Here is a 15,449-nt window from a genome sequence, read left to right on the forward strand (position 1 = left end):
GGCCGAGGCCTCGGCCCGCGCCGGCAGCACCAGCTTGGAGGTCGGCGACATCAGCAGGAAGACCAGGGCGAACACGACCGGGGCGGGGGCCAGGTAGCGCAGCCACAGCCGCACCCATCCCTGCCTGGCGTACAGCACCGCGGCGCCGGCGCCGGCGGCCACGGCGATGGCCACCAGCAGCGGCCCGCGCAGGTCGGTGAGCTTCTTGGCCACCTGGATGGCCAGCAGGGCGAACAGCCCGAACACGGCGGCCAGGTGCAGGAAGCGCCGCACCTGCTCGCTGACCAGCCCGACGACGACCTCGGCGGCCCAGATGAGCAGGGCCGGCAGCAGGATCACGCCGAGGACCAGGACCAGGATGTCGAGGCGGTCGGCCCGGCGGAACAGGAAGAAGTCCGGGCTCTTGCCGGTGACGTCGAGCAGCGGCTGGGCGATGGCGAAGCCGCTGAGCACGAACAGCTCGACCAGCGCCCACAGGTGCAGCCGGTCCCGCCACCCGCGCCACCGACCCGCTGCCGGCGGGGCCGTTGTCGTCTCGTCGATGTCGCTCGCCACCCGCGTCCTCTCTAGCTCACGGTGAGCGGTCGCAGCCGCACCCGCCCGCCCGAGTCGTCGATCACGAACAGCTCCAGCCGGTTGTCGCCCTTCTTGAACAAGGTGTCCAGGGCCATGGCAGAGAACTTGTCCGGCGGCCCCTTGGGCTGGCTGCCCTGGGCGTCCCGCACCTCCCGGAACGTCTCCGACACCCCGGCGATCACGCCGTTGACGGCCACCGCCACCGCCGGCCGGTCCGGCACGCCCGCGGCCAGGTCGACCTGCCCGCTGACCTGGGCCGGGACCAGGCCGCCGTCCGGGTCGACCTTGCCGTACTCGGCCAGCTTCTCGACCTTGGCGCTGCCCGCGCTCTGCTGCTCGACCCCGACCTGGCCTACGCGCTGGCCGACCAGGTCGCCGTGGGGGCCGAACTGGAACCAGCCCTTGTAGCCGTTGCCGGCCTCGACCATCTCGTCGGTGACGCCGCGGAGCGCCTTGGCCATGTTCTCCGGGCCGGGGAACGTCTGGCGCTCGCCCGGTTTGGAGAAGAACCACTTCTCGGTGCGGGTCCGCGGCTCCTCGGGGCCGGCCTGGGAGACGCCGTCCGTCTCCCACGGCACCTTGATGCCGAGCAGGTCGGCGACGGTCGGGACCAGGTCGACATGCTCCCAGTTGCGCTCGTTGGCCTGGCCCTCGGTCTGGCCGGGCGACTTGATGAACAGCGGCACCCACAGGACCTGGTCGACGTTGCCCTCGGTGGCCACGCGCCGGCCGTACTCGCTGGGCTTGAAGCTCATGCCGTGGTCGGCGGTGACCACGAACAGGGTGTCGTCGTACATGCCCTGCTCCTGCAGCCGCCGCATCACCTGGCCGATCAGCCGGTCGGTCTCGCCGGTCTGCATCAGGTGGCGCTGGCGCGACAGCTGGGGCGGCCAGGGCTCGGAGGTCCAGCCGTTGGCGTTGCGGCCGTCGCCCCGGTCGGTGTACTTGCGCCCCTCGGGCAGGTAGTGCCAGGGCTGGTGGGGGAGCAGCAGGTGCAGGAAGTAGAAGGTCGGCTTGTCGGAGGCCTCGATCGACTTCACGAAGTTGTAGTACTGGCGCGGCTCGTTGCCCTCCGCGATCTCCTCCAGGATCGGCGACTGGGCGCCGTCGCCCGGGGCTGCGGCCGGCGTGCGCTCGGCCTCCGGGTCGGCGGTCAGCCAGGCCCCGGTCGGGTTCTCGTCGACGTCGCGCGGCCACACGATCCGCTTGAAGACCCGGGCCGAGTCGCGCAGGGTCGTCTTCAGGCCGGCCCCGGACGGGGCCGAGTCCCTGGTCGCCTTGCACACCTCGGCCGGGCAGAGCTGGGTGACGACCTGGAACTGCTCGACGTCATAGGACTTGCCGAGCAGGGTGAACAGGTTGTCGGGGTACTGGGCGGCCGTCGGCGAGGCCTCCTCCTGGGCCTTGGTCGGGTAGCGCCCCGTCAGCATCGACGGCACGGCCCAGTTGGTCAGGCCCGACACCGCGGTGGCGTTGCGGTACCAGGTGGACTGGCCGGCCAGCTTGGCGAAGTTCGGGTAGAGGCGGGCGTCGATCTGCCCCCTGGAGTCCAGCAGCGAGGTCACCGGGAACTCGTCCAGGAGGATCATCACCACCGGGTGCTCCGGGTTGATCCTCACCCCGGGCGAGTTGGCGTCCACGGCGCCCTCGGGCTGGGGCAGCACCAGCTTGGACACCGGCGAGACGAGCAGGAACAGCAGGGCGAAGGCCAGCGGCGCCGGGGCCAGGTAGCGCAGCCACAGCTTGAAGCCGTCCCAGTTGGCGTAGAGCAGCCCGCCGGCCACCCCGCCGGCCACGCCGATGGCGATCAGCCCGGGCCCGCGGACCGAGGTCAGGTTCTTGCCGACCTCCAGGGCGAGCACGGCCAGCAGCCCGCCGACCATCAGCACGTGCACGATGCGGCGGGCCCGCTCCCCGGCCAGCCCGACGACCTGCTCGGCCAGCCACAGGCCGAGGGCCGGGAGCAGGGTCACGGCCAGGACCAGGATCAGGATCTCGGCCCGGCCGGCCCGCCGGAAGATGAAGAAGTCGGGGGCCTTGCCGAGCACGTCCAGGGTCGGCTGGGCGACCACGAACCCGACCAGGGCGAACAGCTCGAAGAAGGCCCAGAGCCGCTCGCGGCGGGCGACGGGCCGCCCTTCCTGCTCCATGGGGTGCGGCTAGGCCTTGTCGCTCTGGCGGTTGCGGAACGGGCCGGTCAGCCGGCGCCAGCCGAGCTTGAAGAACACCGCCGCTCCGGCGGCGCCGGCGACGATCGCCTGCACGATCAGGCTGCCCGAGGCGGCATCGAGGTAGGCCAGGTCCATCGCGTTCGAACTCCTTGCGCAAGCGGGCGCATCCCAGGCGGGAGCGGCACGGTCGGGGGATTCCGTGGACCCACTGACGGGATGTCACGGTCAAGCAGAGGACGATATCACGAGAAAACCAGGTGTGCGCCGCCCGCGTTTCCAGTACAACGGAGCGATGGACATCGACATCCGGCCCATCACGCCCGAGCAGGGCGACGAGTTCAGCGCCGTCATGGCCGCCGCCTTCGGGGAGTCCTTCTCCGAGGAGGAGCTGGCCGACCACGACCGCTGGTTCGAGTACGACCGCAGCATCGGCGCCTTCGACGGCGACCGGCTCGTCGGCACCGGCGGCGCCTACTCGATGGACATGACCCTGCCCGGGCTCACCACCATCCCGATCGGCGGCCTGACCGCCATCTCGGTGCTCCCGACCCACCGGCGGCGGGGCATCCTGCGGGCGATGATCGCCTACCACTTCCAGGAGGTCGAGGGGCGGGGCGAGCTGGTCTCGGGCCTTGGGGCGTCCGAGTCGCTGCTCTACGGGCGCTACGGCTACGGCCTGGCCACCACCTCCGCCGACTACGAGATCGACCCTCGGCGCGGGCAGTTCCTGCGCCCGTTCGCCGGCCGGGGGCGGCTGCGCCTGCTCGGGCCGGAGGAGACGGCCAAGGTCGTGCCGGCCCTCTACGACCGCTACCGGCGGGGCCAGCCGGGCGAGCTGTCCCGTCCCCAGGCGTGGTGGGACACCTACGCCCGCGACCCGGAGTGGACCCGGCGCGGGGCCAGCCGCCACTACGACGTGGTCCACGAGTCGGAACCGGGCCGGGTCGACGGCTGGCTCGGCTACCGGGTCGAGAGCCGCTGGCCCGACGGCATGGCCGCCAACATCATCAAGGTGGGCAGCCTGATCGGGCTCACCCCGGAGGCCGAGGGCGCCCTGTGGCGCTACCTCCTCGACCTGGACCTGGCCGGCACCGTGAAGCTGTTCGACCGGCCGCTCGACGACCCGGCCCGCTGGCGGCTGGCCGACCCGCGGCGGCTGCGGGTCACCCACGTGGGCGACCAGCTCTGGCTGCGGCTGCTCGACCTGCCGGGCGCGCTCGCCGCCCGCCGCTACGCGGTCTCCGGGTCGCTGGTGCTCGAGGTCACCGACACCCTGCGCCCCCGCAACCAGGGCCGCTTCCGGCTGGAGGGCGGCCCCGACGGCGCAGCCTGCGTCCCGGTCTCGGCCGACCCCGACCTGGCCCTGGACGTCGCCGACCTCGGCGCCGCCTACCTCGGCGGGGCCAGCCTGGCCTCCCTGGCCCGGGCCGAGCGGGTGGCCGAGCTCACCCCCGGGGCCCTGCTCCAGGCCGACCGCATGTTCGCCTCGGACCCCCCGCCCATCTCCACCACGCACTTCTAGCCGGCGTCGGGCCTTCCCGGGCAGAGGTCCGGGCCCCCGGCCGACCGCTACAGCGCAGCCGCTACGGCCTGGAGACGCCGACGGCCGGTGCTGCAACGGCTTGCAACTGCATTGCTAGACTGTGGCCATGGGAAGCAGCGGCAACGGCACCGGGGACGCTGTCGAGCTCCTTCGCGGGCAGGGCATGCGGATGACCCCGCAGCGGCTGGCCATCGTCGACGAGATCATGTCGACCTCCGGCTACGTCATCCCGGTGGCGGTCATCGAGCGGGTGCAGGCCAGGGTCCCGGGGGTCAGCCCCTCGACCGTGTACCGGACCCTGGAGCGGCTCGAGCAGGTCGGCGTCCTCACCCACGTCCACCTCGAGACCGGGGTCGGCTACCACCGCCTGGAGGAGGTCCAGCACGCCCACCTGACCTGCTCGCGGTGCGGCGCGGATCTCGAATTGCCCCGCTCCTCTCTTCGCAGCCTGGAGCGGCTGATCGAGCGCGACCACGGGTTCCGGCCCGACTTCACTCACCACGCCATCGCCGGGGTCTGCGCCGCCTGCCACCAGGCGGACGGGCCGTCGCGCTGAGCCGGGGCCGTCCTCAGCAGCGGGCCTGGCACTCGGGGACCTCGCGGCCGGCCTCGGCCCTGGCCGCCTCGACCGCCCGGACGGGGGAGAGGTTGCCCCCGGCCCGCCAGGAGTCGAGGTAGCGGGCGGGCGGGACCATCCCCCGGCGCACCCACCAGATGCCCGGCCGGGTCGGCCACGAGAGCCCGAAGTGCAGGTGCACGGGGGTGACCCTGGCCGACCCGGAGTTGCCGATGCGGCCGAGGGGCTGGCCGGCCCGCACCCGCACCCCGGGGGCGATCCCGGGGGCGATCGCCTGCAGGTGGGAGCCGTAGTAGCGGACGCCGTCGACGCCGACCAGCGAGACCGAGCGCCCGCCGCGGGCGGCCCCCCGGTCGCTGGCCGGGCTCCAGGTGTCGGTCCGCGCCACCTCGTCGACCCGGCCGTCAACGGGGGCGACGAAGACGCAGCCCCGCTCCGTGAAGATGTCGGCCGCCGGGTAGTCGTGGTGGAGGTTGCCGTAGCGGGCCTGGCAGCCGGCCACCGGGAAGCGGTAGCGGACGGCCGCCGCCCGGGTGGTCGTGGTCGGCTCGGCCGGCTCCGAGGCCGGCGGGGCGGTGGTCGTCGGGCCCGCGGTCGACGCGACCGACGGGGCCGTGGCGGCGGCACCGCCCGCCTGCGGGTCGCCGCCCCCCGAGCACCCGCCCGCGACCAGGACGGCCAGCAGGACCCAGACGATCGTCGCGGTCATGCGGGCCCTGCCGCTGTGGCGGTTCATGGCGTTCCCCCTGTCGCGGCGATGCTACCGGCCGGGGCGGCTCCGGTCAGTGATGGGGCGGCACCGTCCGGACGCTGGGCGGGGTGGCGGGGCCAGCCGGGTGGGGTCGGCCTGGCCGCCGCCAACGCCATTGCGCTTGTCGGGGGTCCCTCGTACAGTTGCAAACTGGCTATAGATGCAACCCGGTCGCAACTGTGCCGGTCGGACGAGGAGGCCACGTGCACATACCCGACGGCTTCATCAACGCCCCCACGTCGCTGGCCACCGGGGCGGTGGCCGTCGGCGGGATCGGGGTCAGCCTGCGCCGGGCCGCCCAGACGCTCCAGGAGCGGCAGGCCCCCCTGGCCGGGCTGGTCGCGGCCTACATCTTCGCCGTGCAGATGCTCAACTTCCCGGTGGCCGCCGGGACCAGCGGGCACCTGCTCGGCGGCGTCCTGGCCGCAGTGCTGGTCGGGCCGTGGGCCGGCTGCATCTGCGTGGCCGTGGTCCTGGTCGTCCAGAGCCTGTTCGCCGACGGCGGCCTGACCGCGCTCGGGCTCAACATCACCAACATGGCCGTCGTCGGCGTGTTCGGCGGCTGGGCCGTCTTCCGGCTGCTGCGCCGGGCCCTGCCCGCGACCAAGACCTCGGTGGTGGCCGCCTCCGGGATCGCCGCCGGCATCTCGGTGGTCCTGGCCGCCTCCGCCTTCGTGCTCGAGTACGCCCTCGGCGGCACCGGCGGCGTCCCGGTGGGGACGGTGCTCGCGGCCATGGTCGGCGTCCACACCCTGATCGGCATCGGCGAGGGCATCATCACCGGCCTCACCGTCGGCGTGGTCCTGGGCGTCCGGCCCGACCTGGTCTACGGGGCCCAGGACCTCCAGGCCCCGCTGACCCTCGGGGCCAAGCCCGGGCCGGCCACGGGGGGGGTGGGCTGAGCGTGCGCTCCCCGAACCTGCGCCTGTTCCTGATCGGCGGGCTGCTGGTGGCCATGGGGCTCGCCCTGGTCGTCAGCGGCTTCGCCTCCAGCGCGCCCGACGGGCTCGAGCGGGTGGCCGAGGACAAGGGCTTCCTGGAGACGGCCCAGGACCACCTGTTCGCCGACGGCCCCCTGGCCGACTACGCCGTCAGGGGCGTCGGCAACGAGCGGCTCAGCACCGGCCTGGCCGGGCTGATCGGGGTGCTGGTCACCTTCGGGATCGGCCTGGCGCTGTTCGCCCTGCTCAGGACCATGCGGTCGGGCTCCGGGAGCGCCGGGGGCCCCGGCCCCGGCGACGACGCCGGGCCCACCCGGGCGCCCTGACCGGTGGGGGCCGGCCACAGCCACGCGCTCCACCTTCCGGGGACGAGCCCGCTGCACCGCGCCCGGCCCCAGTGCAAGCTGGCCGCGGCGTTCCTGTTCGTCCTGGCCGTGGTGGCGACCCCGCGCGAGGCCTTCTGGGCCTTCGGGGTGTACGCCGTGGCGCTGGCCGTCCTGGCCAGGGTGGCCGGGCTGCCCCTGGCGACCCTGGCCCGGCGCCTCGTCATCGAGCTGCCGTTCCTGCTCTTCGCCGTGTTCCTGCCCCTGGTCGGGCAGGGTGAGCGGGTCGAGGTGGCGGGGGTGGCGCTGTCGGTCGAGGGACTCTGGGCGGCCTGGAACATCGTGGCCAAGGGCACCCTCGGGGTGGCCACCTCGGTCATCCTGGCCGCCACCACGCCCGTGCCCGAGCTGCTGCGCGGGCTGGAGCGGCTGCGCCTGCCGGCGGCCTTCACCACCATCGCCGGGTTCATGGTCCGCTACGGCGACGTGATCGCCGACGAGGTCCGGCGCATGCGCATCGCCCGCGTCTCCCGCGGCCACGACCCGCGCTGGATCTGGCAGGCCAGGGCCGTCGCCGCCTCTGCCGGGACGCTGTTCATCCGCTCCTACGAGCGCGGCGAGCGGGTCTACCTGGCGATGGTGTCGCGCGGCTACGCCGGGTCGATGCCGGTGCTGGAGGACCTGGGCGCGACCCGGGCACAGTGGCTGGCCGCCCTGGCCCTGCCGGCCGCCGCCGCCCTGGTCGCCGTCACCGCCTGGGGCGTCCGCCCGTGATCCCGGCGCCGCCTTCCGACCGGGGGGCGAGGCGTGGGCCCCCCGGACCCCCCGCCCTCGACGTCGACGGGGTCGCCTACGCCTACCCGGACGGGCACCAGGCGCTGTTCGGGGTCAGCTTCCGGATCGGGCGGGGGGAGCGGGTGGCCCTGCTGGGGCCCAACGGGGCCGGCAAGACCACCCTGGTGCTGCAGTGCAACGGCGTGCTCCTGCCGGGTGCGGGCCGGGTCACGGTGGCCGGGCTGCCGGTGGCCGCCGAGCACCTCAGGGAGATCCGGCGCCGGGTCGGGATCGTCTTCCAGGACCCCGACGACCAGCTCTTCATGCCAACGGTGGCCGAGGACGTGGCCTTCGGCCCGGCCAACCTCGGCCTGCGCGGGGCCGAGCTGGAGACCCGGGTCAAGGCCGCCCTGGCCGCGGTGGGCATGGAGGAGCACGCCGCCCGCCCGCCCCACCACCTGTCGTTCGGGCAGCGGCGGCGGGTCGCGGTGGCCACCGTGCTCGCCATGGAGCCGGAGATCCTGGTCCTGGACGAGCCGTCGTCCAACCTCGACCCGGCCAGCCGCCGCGAGCTGGCCGAGATCGTCACCGGCCTGGACATCACCACCCTGATGGTCACCCACGACCTGCCCTACGCCCTCCAGCTCTGCCCCCGCTCCCTGATCATGAACGGCGGCACGATCACCGCCGACGGGCCCACGCCCGACCTGCTGGCAGACACCGACCTGCTGGCCGCCAACCGCCTCGAGCTCCCCTTCGGCTTCGATCCCTCGGCCCTGCGCGGCCGCTGACCCGGTCGCGCCAGCTCAGGCCCCTGGAGGCGCCTCGGGCAGGGGGAAGCGGCGCTGCATCCAGTCCCGCACGGCGGGTTCCTCCCTGGCCGCCACCTCCGCCGCCCCCTCGCCGAACAGGTAGGCGTAGATGCTGGCGTGGGCGCTCCCGTCGGCGGCGGGCTCGGCGACCACGAAGGCGACGCCGGGGGCCGGCTTCTCCAGCAGCAGGGTGAGCATGTTGGGCTCGGCCCGCTCGACCACCCCGGCCAGCGGCGGCGCGTCCGCGGCGGTCGCCGCCACCCGCTCGCCCGCCCTGGCCCCGGCGGGCAGGCCGAGGGCGCCGGCGAGCTCGCCGAAGGCCCGGTCCACCGGCCCGGCGGCCTTGCCGTTGACCAGCACCGAGGCGCAGGGCTGGCCGGGGAAGTGGGTCAGGTACAGGCGCAGGTTGAAGAGGAACAGCTTCCACCCGGCCTCGGTGGCGTCGTACTCGGCGTCCCACTCGGCGCCGCTGCCGAAGCCGCTCTGGATCAGCCGGACCACGCAGGTGCCGCCGTCGCGGGCCTCCACCAGCCACTCGGTGGCGAAGGTGGGGCGGCCCTCGTGGGCCGTCTCGGCCACGAACCGGCGCGGCGGGTCCCAGGCCGTGATCCGGGCCGTCTCCGACCCGTAGAGGGGTCCGAAGTCGAGCTCGAGGGTCCCGCCCACGCGGCCGTCGACCTTGGCCGGGACGAACCAGGCGGTGATCCCGGGGCCGCTGGCGACCGCCTCCCAGACCTCCTCGGGCGTCCCGGGGACCTCGACGTCCAGGTCGATCGCCCTGGTCCCGGGGGTGTTGTCTGCGTCGCTGCTCATGATGCCTCCTCGGTGTCGGGTCGGGGACCGCCGGGCAGGGGATGGGCGACCACCACCAGGCGGTGGGAGCGGCCGCCGGGGGCGCCGGCGTCGTGGTAGCGCGAGACCAGGGTGGTCACGGCGGCGGCCAGGTCGCTGGTGAACGCGGCCCGGTCGGCCGCGGAGCGGAAGCGGATCTCGGTGTCGAGGGCGAGGGTGGGCAGCCGCCTGCCGGCCTGTTCGGCCCGGCGGGCCAGGGCGGCGACCTCGCGCACGGCCCGGGCGGCCAGGGCGATCAGGTAGCGGGCGGACAGCCGGTCGGCGATCCGTTCGGGGTCGCCGGCGGCCTCGCCGAGGGCGCCGGGGGAGACCACGTAGGCGGCCGCGGTCGCGTGCAGGACCCGCTCGGTCAGGCCGCCCCAGCGGCGCCGGCCGACCTCGGCGACCAGGCCGTGCTCCTCCAGGATGCGCAGGTGGTAGCTGATCTTCTGGCGGGGGAGGGCGAACCGTTCGGCCAGGGCCGAGGCCGAGGCCGGCTCGGCCAGCCCGGCCAGCAGGCGGGCCCGGAGCGGGTCGAGGGCGACCACGGCGGCGGCCGGGTCGTCGATCACTTCGAGATCGAGCATGGGGGTCATGGGACCATTGAAAAGAAATCTTGTCAAGAGGCGCTCCGGCGGCCCGATGCTGCACGGCGGCGGCCGCGGCCCAGGTGAACCGCCGCGGCCCTGGTCCGCGTATGCTTTGACGATGGAGTTGCGTGGATTGGCCCGTCGGCTCCCGCTGGCCGGCGCCGCCGTCGCCGGGGCGGTGGTCGGGCACGGGCTCGCCTACGCCCTGGCCGTCCCCGAGCCCGGCCGACGCCTGGCCGTGCTGGCCGGCAGCGGCCACGCCTACTGGTCGGCGGCCATCGCCGCCGCCATCGTCCTCGGCCTGGTCTCGCTCGGGGCCACCCTGGCCCGCCACTTCCGGGCCGGGCTGCGCAGCGGGGGCCGGCCGTCCGGCGAGCCGCTCGCCCGCCGGGTCGCCCGCCTGGCCCTGCTCCAGGTCACCATCTACCTCGTCCAGGAGCTGATCGAGCGGGCCGCGGCCGGGGTCCCGCTGGTCGGCCCCGTCGACGGCCGCCTGCTCCTCACCGGCATCGCCGTCCAGCTGCTGGTCGCGGCCGTCCTGGCCCTCGGCCTGACCTGGGCCGCCCGGGTCGCCGAGGTCGCCGGCCGCGCCCTGCGCCGCCGCCGCCTGCACCGCCCCGACCCCCGTCCCGCCCGTCCCCGCCCCAACGGCTGGGTCCGCCCCGCCATCCTCCTCGCCGCCGGCCTGGGCGGCCGGGCCCCGCCCCCGCTGCGCGCCTGACCGAGAGATCGCCAGGCGACCGCTCACCCGCGGTCGTCCCCTGCTCCATGTGGCGTTCGAGGAGGACACATGCGCAAGCGAACCGCGACCGTCGCGGCCCTCATGGCCGTGCTGCTGGTGCCGCTGCTGGCGGTGCCGGCGTCGGCCCACGGCGAGCACAAGGTCGCCAACTACACCTTCGCCGTGGGGTTCGGCACCGAGCCGGCCTATGCCGGCCAGACCAACAGCGTCCAGCTGATGATCAGCGACAACGGCAAGCCGGTGACCGATGCCAAGGGCCTCAAGGCGGCCGTCACCACCGGCGACGCCGAGCCCAAGGAGATGCCCCTGCAGCCCTACTTCGGCACCGGCTGGGGTGAGCCCGGCGACTACCGCGCCTTCTTCATCCCGACCGCGCCGGGCGCCTACACCTTCAAGATCACCGGCACCCTCGGCGGCAAGAAGATCAACCAGAGCTACACCTCCGGCAAGGACGGCTTCGACGAGGTCACCGACCCGGCCGAGGTCCAGTACCCGGCGGTCGAGCCGACCGGCTCGCAGCTCACCACCCGCCTCGACCGGGAGACGGCCCGCCTCAACGCCGCCCTGGCCGCCGAGAAGCAGGCGGCCGAGGACGAGGCCGCCAGCGCCCGCCAGCTGGCCACCATCGGCCTGGCCGTCGGCGCCCTCGGCCTCCTGGCCGCGATCGGCGTCGGCGTGGTCGCCCTCCGCCGGAGGAGCTGACAACGGTGTTGCGCCCGTTCGAGCGCCCCCGCCCCGGGAGGAGGCCGGGGTGGCCCGGCCCGGCCGGGCGGTCGCGGAAACGGGGGCGGACCGGCTTGACTGGCCGGCGGCTGGGCCGGGTTGGGCTGGTCGTCGGTCTGGTCGGGGTGTGGGCGGTGGCGGTCGGGGCCCCGGCGGGCGCCCATGCGCTGCTGAGCGAGTCCGACCCGGCCGCCGGAGCCTCCCTCGAGCAGGCGCCGCGCCGGGTCGTGCTCACCTTCACCGAGCGGCCCGAGCCGGGCCTCTCCAGCATCCAGGTGCTCGACACCGGCGGAGGGCAGGTCCAGCGCGGCCAGGCCGCCCCGGTGGAGGGCGCGCCGCTGCAGTTCGCGGTCGGCCTCGGCGACCTGGCCGACGGCACCTACACGGTGAGCTGGCGGGTCGTGTCCAAGGACGACGGCCACGTGACCGCCGGGACGTTCGCCTTCGGGATCGGCGTCCCGGCCCCGGCGGCCACCCCCCAGGCCGCCCCCCAGGGGGAGACCCCCTCGCCGTCGGCGTCGGCCACCGTCGCCCGCCTGGCCCTCTACGCCGGCCTGGCCCTCCTGGTCGGTGCCGCCGTCACCGGCCTGGCCGTGTTCGCCCGGGTCCCACCCCCGGGCGCCCGTCCCGTCCTCCTCGCCGCCGCCGCCCTCACCGTCCTCGGCGGCGCGGCCAGGTTCCTCGCCGAGCGGGCCCGCATCGACGCCCCCCTCGGCACCCTCCTCGCCTCCTCCACCGGCCAGGGCCTCCTCCGCCTCTCCATCGGCGTCGCCGCCACGGCAGTGGCCACCTGGTTCCTGGCGACAGCGGTGGGTCGCCCAGCAGCCCAGTCCCACCCGGCCGGCCCAGCCCCGGCGAACCCGGCCGGCCCAGCCCCCGCGAACCCGGCCGGGATGGACCCCGCCCTGGTCCCGGGACCCGCGCCCACGGCGGAATCCACCACCCTGACGGTGGGTGGGCACCCGGACAGGGAGGGTAGCCACCGGGCGGATCGCGTGGCGCCGGATATCCACAACCCCTCCGGGCCCAGTCCGGACCCCGCGGCCTCGCCTGACCCCACTGCGTCGCCCGACCCTGCTGCCGCGCCCAGGGTGGGGGCGGTCGACACCTGGCGCTGGGTGCTGGTGGGGGTGGCGGCCGGGGTCACGATGCTGCTGCACGTGATGGCGGGGCACGCGGCCGGGCCGTCGCCGTTGCGGAGCGTCAACCTGTTCGTGCAGTGGCTGCACGTGCTGGCCGTCGGCGCCTGGATCGGTGGGCTCGTGTGGCTGCTGGCGGGGCTGCGCGTGCGGGAGCGGCCCGAGCAGGTCGCCTCGGCGGTGCGCTTCTCCAAGCTGGCCGCAGCGGTGCTGGGACTGGTGGCGGTCACCGGCGTCTCCCGTGCCTTGCACCTGGCGGGAGGCTGGCAGGGACTGCTCGACTCGAGCTACGGGCGCTTCCTGGACGTCAAGGTCGCGCTGTTCCTCGTGCTGGTGACGCTCGGGGCGCTCAACCGCTTCCGGATCCTTCCCGCGCTGGCGAGCGGCGCCCGGCGCCTCGCCGGCCTGCGGCGCAACGTGCGCGGGGAGGTCGTCCTGGCCGCCTGCATCCTGGCCGTCACCGCCGTCCTGAGCCAGCTTCCACCGGGCAAGTTCGTCGTCCAGCAGGCCGCCGCCAGGCCGCCCGCCCCGCCCAGCGTCCAGGTCGAGGGCAGCGACTTCGCGACCTCGGTCCGGATCGCCCTCACCGTCTCGCCGGGCACCCCCGGCCCGAACAGCTTCACCGCCAAGGTCACCGACTACGACTCCGGCCAGGACTGGCCGGCCTCGCGGGTGGCGCTGCGGTTCACCCCCCGCGGGCGGCCGGAGATCGGCGCGTCCTCCCTGGACCTGACCAGGGCCGGCGACGGTTCATGGCGCGGCCAGGGCAGCCAGCTCTCGATCGCCGGGAGCTGGGCCGTGGTCGGGCTGGTCGAAGGGTCGGGGCCGGCGGTGACCGTGCCCATGGAGCTGGAGGTCCGCGCCGCCCCGCAGCCGGTCAAGGTGTCCGAGGTGCCGGGACAGCCGACCCTCTACACCATCACCCTGGCCGCCGGCGGGACCCTGCAGGGCTACCTCGACCCCGGGCAGGGCGGCCCCAACACCGTCCATTTCACCTTCTTCAACCCGAGCGGGGACGAGCAGCCCACCGGCAGGGCGCGTGCCACCATGACCAGGCAGCCGGGCGCGCCCGAGGCGCTGACGCTGATCCGCCTCGGCCCGGGACACTTCGCCGCCAACGTCGACCTCGAACCGGGCCGCGTGGCCTTCGCCATCGAGACCACCACCGGCCAGACCCAGCGCGGCGGCCGGTTCGAGCAGCTCATCGAGTAGAGGAACCATCATGACGCAACGTCTTCGCCGAACCAGGCGGGCCCGCGCCGCCGCCGTGCTCGCCGCCGCCCTCGCCCTCACCGTCGCCGCCTGCTCGGGCGAGGACGGCGGGTCGGAGGCGCCGGCGGCCACGACCGCGCCTGCCGCCGCCGCCCGGCCCAGCAGCCCGGCCAAGCTCACGATCATGTCGCCCCGCAACGGCCAGACCGTCGGCGAGCGCCCGGAGCTCCGCCTCGACCTGGACGGCGGCAAGATCGTCAACCAGACCACCACCCGCGTCCAGGGCGACGAGGGCCACATCCACCTCCACGTCGACGGCAAGCTGATCGACATGAACTACGGCCTCCGCCAGCGCCTCCCCCAGCTCCCGCCCGGCCAGCACGTCGTCGTGGTCGAGTTCGTCGCCGCCGACCACGCCCCCTTCGACCCCCGGATCCTCACCCAGGCCGCCTTCCAGGTCGCCGAGTGACGACCACCCGCCCCCACGCCGCCGCCCCCCAGCCCCGGGCGCGCCACAGCCTCACCCCCCGGCGCCGGGTCCCCCGGTGGGGGAGCGTGGCCGACCCGGGAACGGGAGGCGCGGCCCTGTCCACAGCCCCCGCCACGGCCCTCGGGAGCGGTGCGGTCGTGGCCGGGGGCCTCGTGTTCCTCCTCGCCCGACCCACCCTGACCGCCTTCCCCTTCGGGGTGGCGCTGCTCGCGGGCGGATACCTCCTGCTCCTGGTCGGGGCGGTGGTCGTCCGGACCCGGCGCGAGGACGGACCGCTCGGGTGGGGGGTGCCGTTGGCGCTTGGGCTGGTGGCGGTGGCCGGGGCTGGGGTGGTGGCGGGGCCGGTGGCCGAACGGCGGGTCGGGGCGGTGGCGGCGGGGCTGGCGTTGCTGGCGGCGGTGGCCGAGGAGGCGTTGTTCCGGCGGGTGCTGTACGACCGGCTGCTGCGGTTCGGGGTCGTGGCCGCCGTGGTGGGGAGCGCGGTGGTGTTCGCGCTCATCCATCTGCCCTCCTACGGGCTGGCGGCGATGCCCGTCGACCTGGGGGCCGCGCTCTTGCTGTCCTGGCAGCGGTACGCTTCCGGCCGCTGGACGGTTCCGGCCGTCACCCATGCTGTTGCCAACCTCCTGGCGGTGACCTGAGAAGATGCGCCTCCTGCGCCCCGTCGTCCTCCTTCTCGTCCTGCTCCTGGCCGCCTCCTGCACCAGCGACCCACCCGAACCGGTCCGTGTCGGCGCCATCTACCCGCTGAGCGGCACCCAGGGGATGGGCGGGATCGACGAGTACCACGGCGTCCGGGTCGCGGCCGAGCTGGTCAACGCCGACGGCGGCGTCGGCGGCCGCCCGATCGTGCTCGACCAGGTCGACGTGCCTGAGGCCGACGCCGCCCCCGGGGCCATCAGGACCCTGGCCGACCGGGGGGTCGAGCTGGTCCTTGGCAGCTACGGCAGCACCATCTCGAGCCCGGCGGCGGCGGCCGCGGCGGGGCGGGGCTCGCTGTTCTGGGAGACCGGGGCGGTCGGCAAGCTGGCCGGTCCGGGCGAGGGCGACCTGGTGTTCCGGGTCGCCCCCACCGGCGGCCTGCTCGGCCGGGGCGCCATCCGCTTCGTCGCCGACCAGCTCGCCCCCAAGCTCGGCCGGCCGGCGTCCTCGCTGCGCTTCGCCATCGCCGCCGTGGACGACGTCTACGGCCACGCGGTCGCCGACGGCGCCAGGGCCGAGCTGCGCGACCGCGGGCTGGAGGTCTCGGCCGAC

General features: G+C 75.0%; 18 protein-coding genes. 12 read left to right on the top strand and 6 right to left on the bottom strand.

Going from position 1 to position 15,449, the window contains the following annotated elements:
- The 3 genes from VF468_24920 to VF468_24930 form a co-directional block, all read right to left on the bottom strand.
- The coding region (locus tag VF468_24920) for a sulfatase (GenBank protein ID HEX5881530.1) at positions 1-555 on the bottom strand (555 nt) is incomplete at its 3' end.
- A gap of 11 nt (positions 556-566) precedes the next feature.
- Positions 567-2,726 carry a sulfatase-like hydrolase/transferase gene (locus tag VF468_24925; GenBank protein ID HEX5881531.1) on the bottom strand — a complete coding sequence of 720 codons (2,160 nt, stop codon included), beginning with the start codon at positions 2,724-2,726 and terminating at the stop codon, positions 567-569.
- Between the two features lie 9 nt (positions 2,727-2,735).
- Positions 2,736-2,882, bottom strand: coding sequence for a hypothetical protein (locus VF468_24930; GenBank protein HEX5881532.1), 147 nt, complete (start codon positions 2,880-2,882; stop codon positions 2,736-2,738).
- Between the two features lie 157 nt (positions 2,883-3,039).
- Here VF468_24930 and VF468_24935 point away from each other — a divergent pair, with 157 nt between their 5' ends.
- Positions 3,040-4,269 carry a GNAT family N-acetyltransferase gene (locus VF468_24935; protein HEX5881533.1) on the top strand — a complete coding sequence of 410 codons (1,230 nt, stop codon included), beginning with the start codon at positions 3,040-3,042 and terminating at the stop codon, positions 4,267-4,269.
- Positions 4,270-4,396: 127 nt separating this feature from the next.
- Positions 4,397-4,846 (top strand): Fur family transcriptional regulator, encoded by a 450-nt coding sequence (locus tag VF468_24940; protein ID HEX5881534.1) that lies wholly within the window; start codon positions 4,397-4,399, stop codon positions 4,844-4,846.
- Between the two features lie 13 nt (positions 4,847-4,859).
- Here VF468_24940 and VF468_24945 read toward each other — a convergent pair whose 3' ends face one another.
- A complete protein-coding gene (locus tag VF468_24945) occupies positions 4,860-5,603 on the bottom strand; it encodes a M23 family metallopeptidase (protein ID HEX5881535.1) in 744 nt (247 codons plus the stop codon).
- A 218-nt stretch (positions 5,604-5,821) separates the two neighbouring features.
- On the opposite strand from VF468_24945, the gene VF468_24950 reads away from it, so the two are divergent.
- From VF468_24950 to VF468_24965, 4 genes are read left to right on the top strand one after another with little or no spacing between them, the layout of a single operon-like run.
- Complete coding sequence (locus tag VF468_24950) at positions 5,822-6,520, top strand: energy-coupling factor ABC transporter permease (GenBank protein HEX5881536.1); 699 nt, start codon at positions 5,822-5,824, stop codon at positions 6,518-6,520.
- Positions 6,521-6,522: 2 nt separating this feature from the next.
- On the top strand, positions 6,523-6,885 hold the full coding sequence (locus VF468_24955) for a PDGLE domain-containing protein (GenBank protein HEX5881537.1): 363 nt from the start codon (positions 6,523-6,525) through the stop codon (positions 6,883-6,885).
- 3 nt (positions 6,886-6,888) lie between these two features.
- Positions 6,889-7,656: a cobalt ECF transporter T component CbiQ gene (cbiQ, locus tag VF468_24960; protein HEX5881538.1), complete on the top strand. Its 768-nt coding sequence runs from the start codon at positions 6,889-6,891 to the stop codon at positions 7,654-7,656.
- Entirely contained in the window at positions 7,653-8,447 is a 795-nt protein-coding gene (locus tag VF468_24965; protein HEX5881539.1) for an ABC transporter ATP-binding protein, read from the top strand. Before cbiQ ends, VF468_24965 begins: the two co-directional genes overlap by 4 nt.
- A gap of 15 nt (positions 8,448-8,462) precedes the next feature.
- Here the strand turns inward: VF468_24965 and VF468_24970 are convergent, their stop codons facing one another.
- Entirely contained in the window at positions 8,463-9,281 is an 819-nt protein-coding gene (locus VF468_24970; GenBank protein ID HEX5881540.1) for an SRPBCC domain-containing protein, read from the bottom strand.
- Positions 9,278-9,886, bottom strand: a complete 609-nt coding sequence (locus VF468_24975; protein HEX5881541.1) for a helix-turn-helix domain-containing protein — start codon at positions 9,884-9,886, stop codon at positions 9,278-9,280. The genes VF468_24970 and VF468_24975 overlap by 4 nt, the downstream gene beginning before the upstream one ends.
- A 121-nt stretch (positions 9,887-10,007) precedes the next feature.
- On the opposite strand from VF468_24975, the gene VF468_24980 reads away from it, so the two are divergent.
- The 6 genes from VF468_24980 to VF468_25005 all read left to right on the top strand — a co-directional run.
- Positions 10,008-10,610 carry a hypothetical protein gene (locus VF468_24980; protein ID HEX5881542.1) on the top strand — a complete coding sequence of 201 codons (603 nt, stop codon included), beginning with the start codon at positions 10,008-10,010 and terminating at the stop codon, positions 10,608-10,610.
- A gap of 69 nt (positions 10,611-10,679) precedes the next feature.
- On the top strand, positions 10,680-11,333 hold the full coding sequence (locus VF468_24985; GenBank protein ID HEX5881543.1) for a hypothetical protein: 654 nt from the start codon (positions 10,680-10,682) through the stop codon (positions 11,331-11,333).
- Positions 11,334-11,428: 95 nt separating this feature from the next.
- Complete coding sequence (locus VF468_24990; GenBank protein ID HEX5881544.1) at positions 11,429-13,705, top strand: copper resistance protein CopC; 2,277 nt, start codon at positions 11,429-11,431, stop codon at positions 13,703-13,705.
- Between the two features lie 10 nt (positions 13,706-13,715).
- Entirely contained in the window at positions 13,716-14,174 is a 459-nt protein-coding gene (locus VF468_24995; GenBank protein ID HEX5881545.1) for a hypothetical protein, read from the top strand.
- Positions 14,171-14,836 (top strand): CPBP family glutamic-type intramembrane protease, encoded by a 666-nt coding sequence (locus VF468_25000; protein HEX5881546.1) that lies wholly within the window; start codon positions 14,171-14,173, stop codon positions 14,834-14,836. The genes VF468_24995 and VF468_25000 overlap by 4 nt, the downstream gene beginning before the upstream one ends.
- 4 nt (positions 14,837-14,840) lie before the next feature.
- Positions 14,841-15,449: ABC transporter substrate-binding protein (locus VF468_25005; protein ID HEX5881547.1), on the top strand; the 609-nt coding region annotated here is incomplete at its 3' end.

Source organism: Actinomycetota bacterium (assembly GCA_036280995.1).
In the GTDB taxonomy this organism is placed as follows: Bacteria; Actinomycetota; CALGFH01; order CALGFH01; family CALGFH01; genus CALGFH01.

Bases quoted from the DNA above. Each gene is read 5' to 3' on its own strand.
- VF468_24925 (HEX5881531.1), bottom strand. From the start codon at position 2,726: ATGGAGCAGGAAGGGCGGCCCGTCGCCCGCCGCGAGCGGCTCTGGGCC.
- VF468_24930 (HEX5881532.1), bottom strand. From the start codon at position 2,882: ATGGACCTGGCCTACCTCGATGCCGCCTCGGGCAGCCTGATCGTGCAG.
- VF468_24935 (HEX5881533.1), top strand. From the start codon at position 3,040: ATGGACATCGACATCCGGCCCATCACGCCCGAGCAGGGCGACGAGTTC.
- VF468_24940 (HEX5881534.1), top strand. From the start codon at position 4,397: ATGGGAAGCAGCGGCAACGGCACCGGGGACGCTGTCGAGCTCCTTCGC.
- VF468_24945 (HEX5881535.1), bottom strand. From the start codon at position 5,603: ATGAACCGCCACAGCGGCAGGGCCCGCATGACCGCGACGATCGTCTGG.
- VF468_24970 (HEX5881540.1), bottom strand. From the start codon at position 9,281: ATGAGCAGCGACGCAGACAACACCCCCGGGACCAGGGCGATCGACCTG.
- VF468_24975 (HEX5881541.1), bottom strand. From the start codon at position 9,886: ATGCTCGATCTCGAAGTGATCGACGACCCGGCCGCCGCCGTGGTCGCC.
- VF468_24980 (HEX5881542.1), top strand. From the start codon at position 10,008: ATGGAGTTGCGTGGATTGGCCCGTCGGCTCCCGCTGGCCGGCGCCGCC.
- VF468_24985 (HEX5881543.1), top strand. From the start codon at position 10,680: ATGCGCAAGCGAACCGCGACCGTCGCGGCCCTCATGGCCGTGCTGCTG.
- VF468_24995 (HEX5881545.1), top strand. From the start codon at position 13,716: ATGACGCAACGTCTTCGCCGAACCAGGCGGGCCCGCGCCGCCGCCGTG.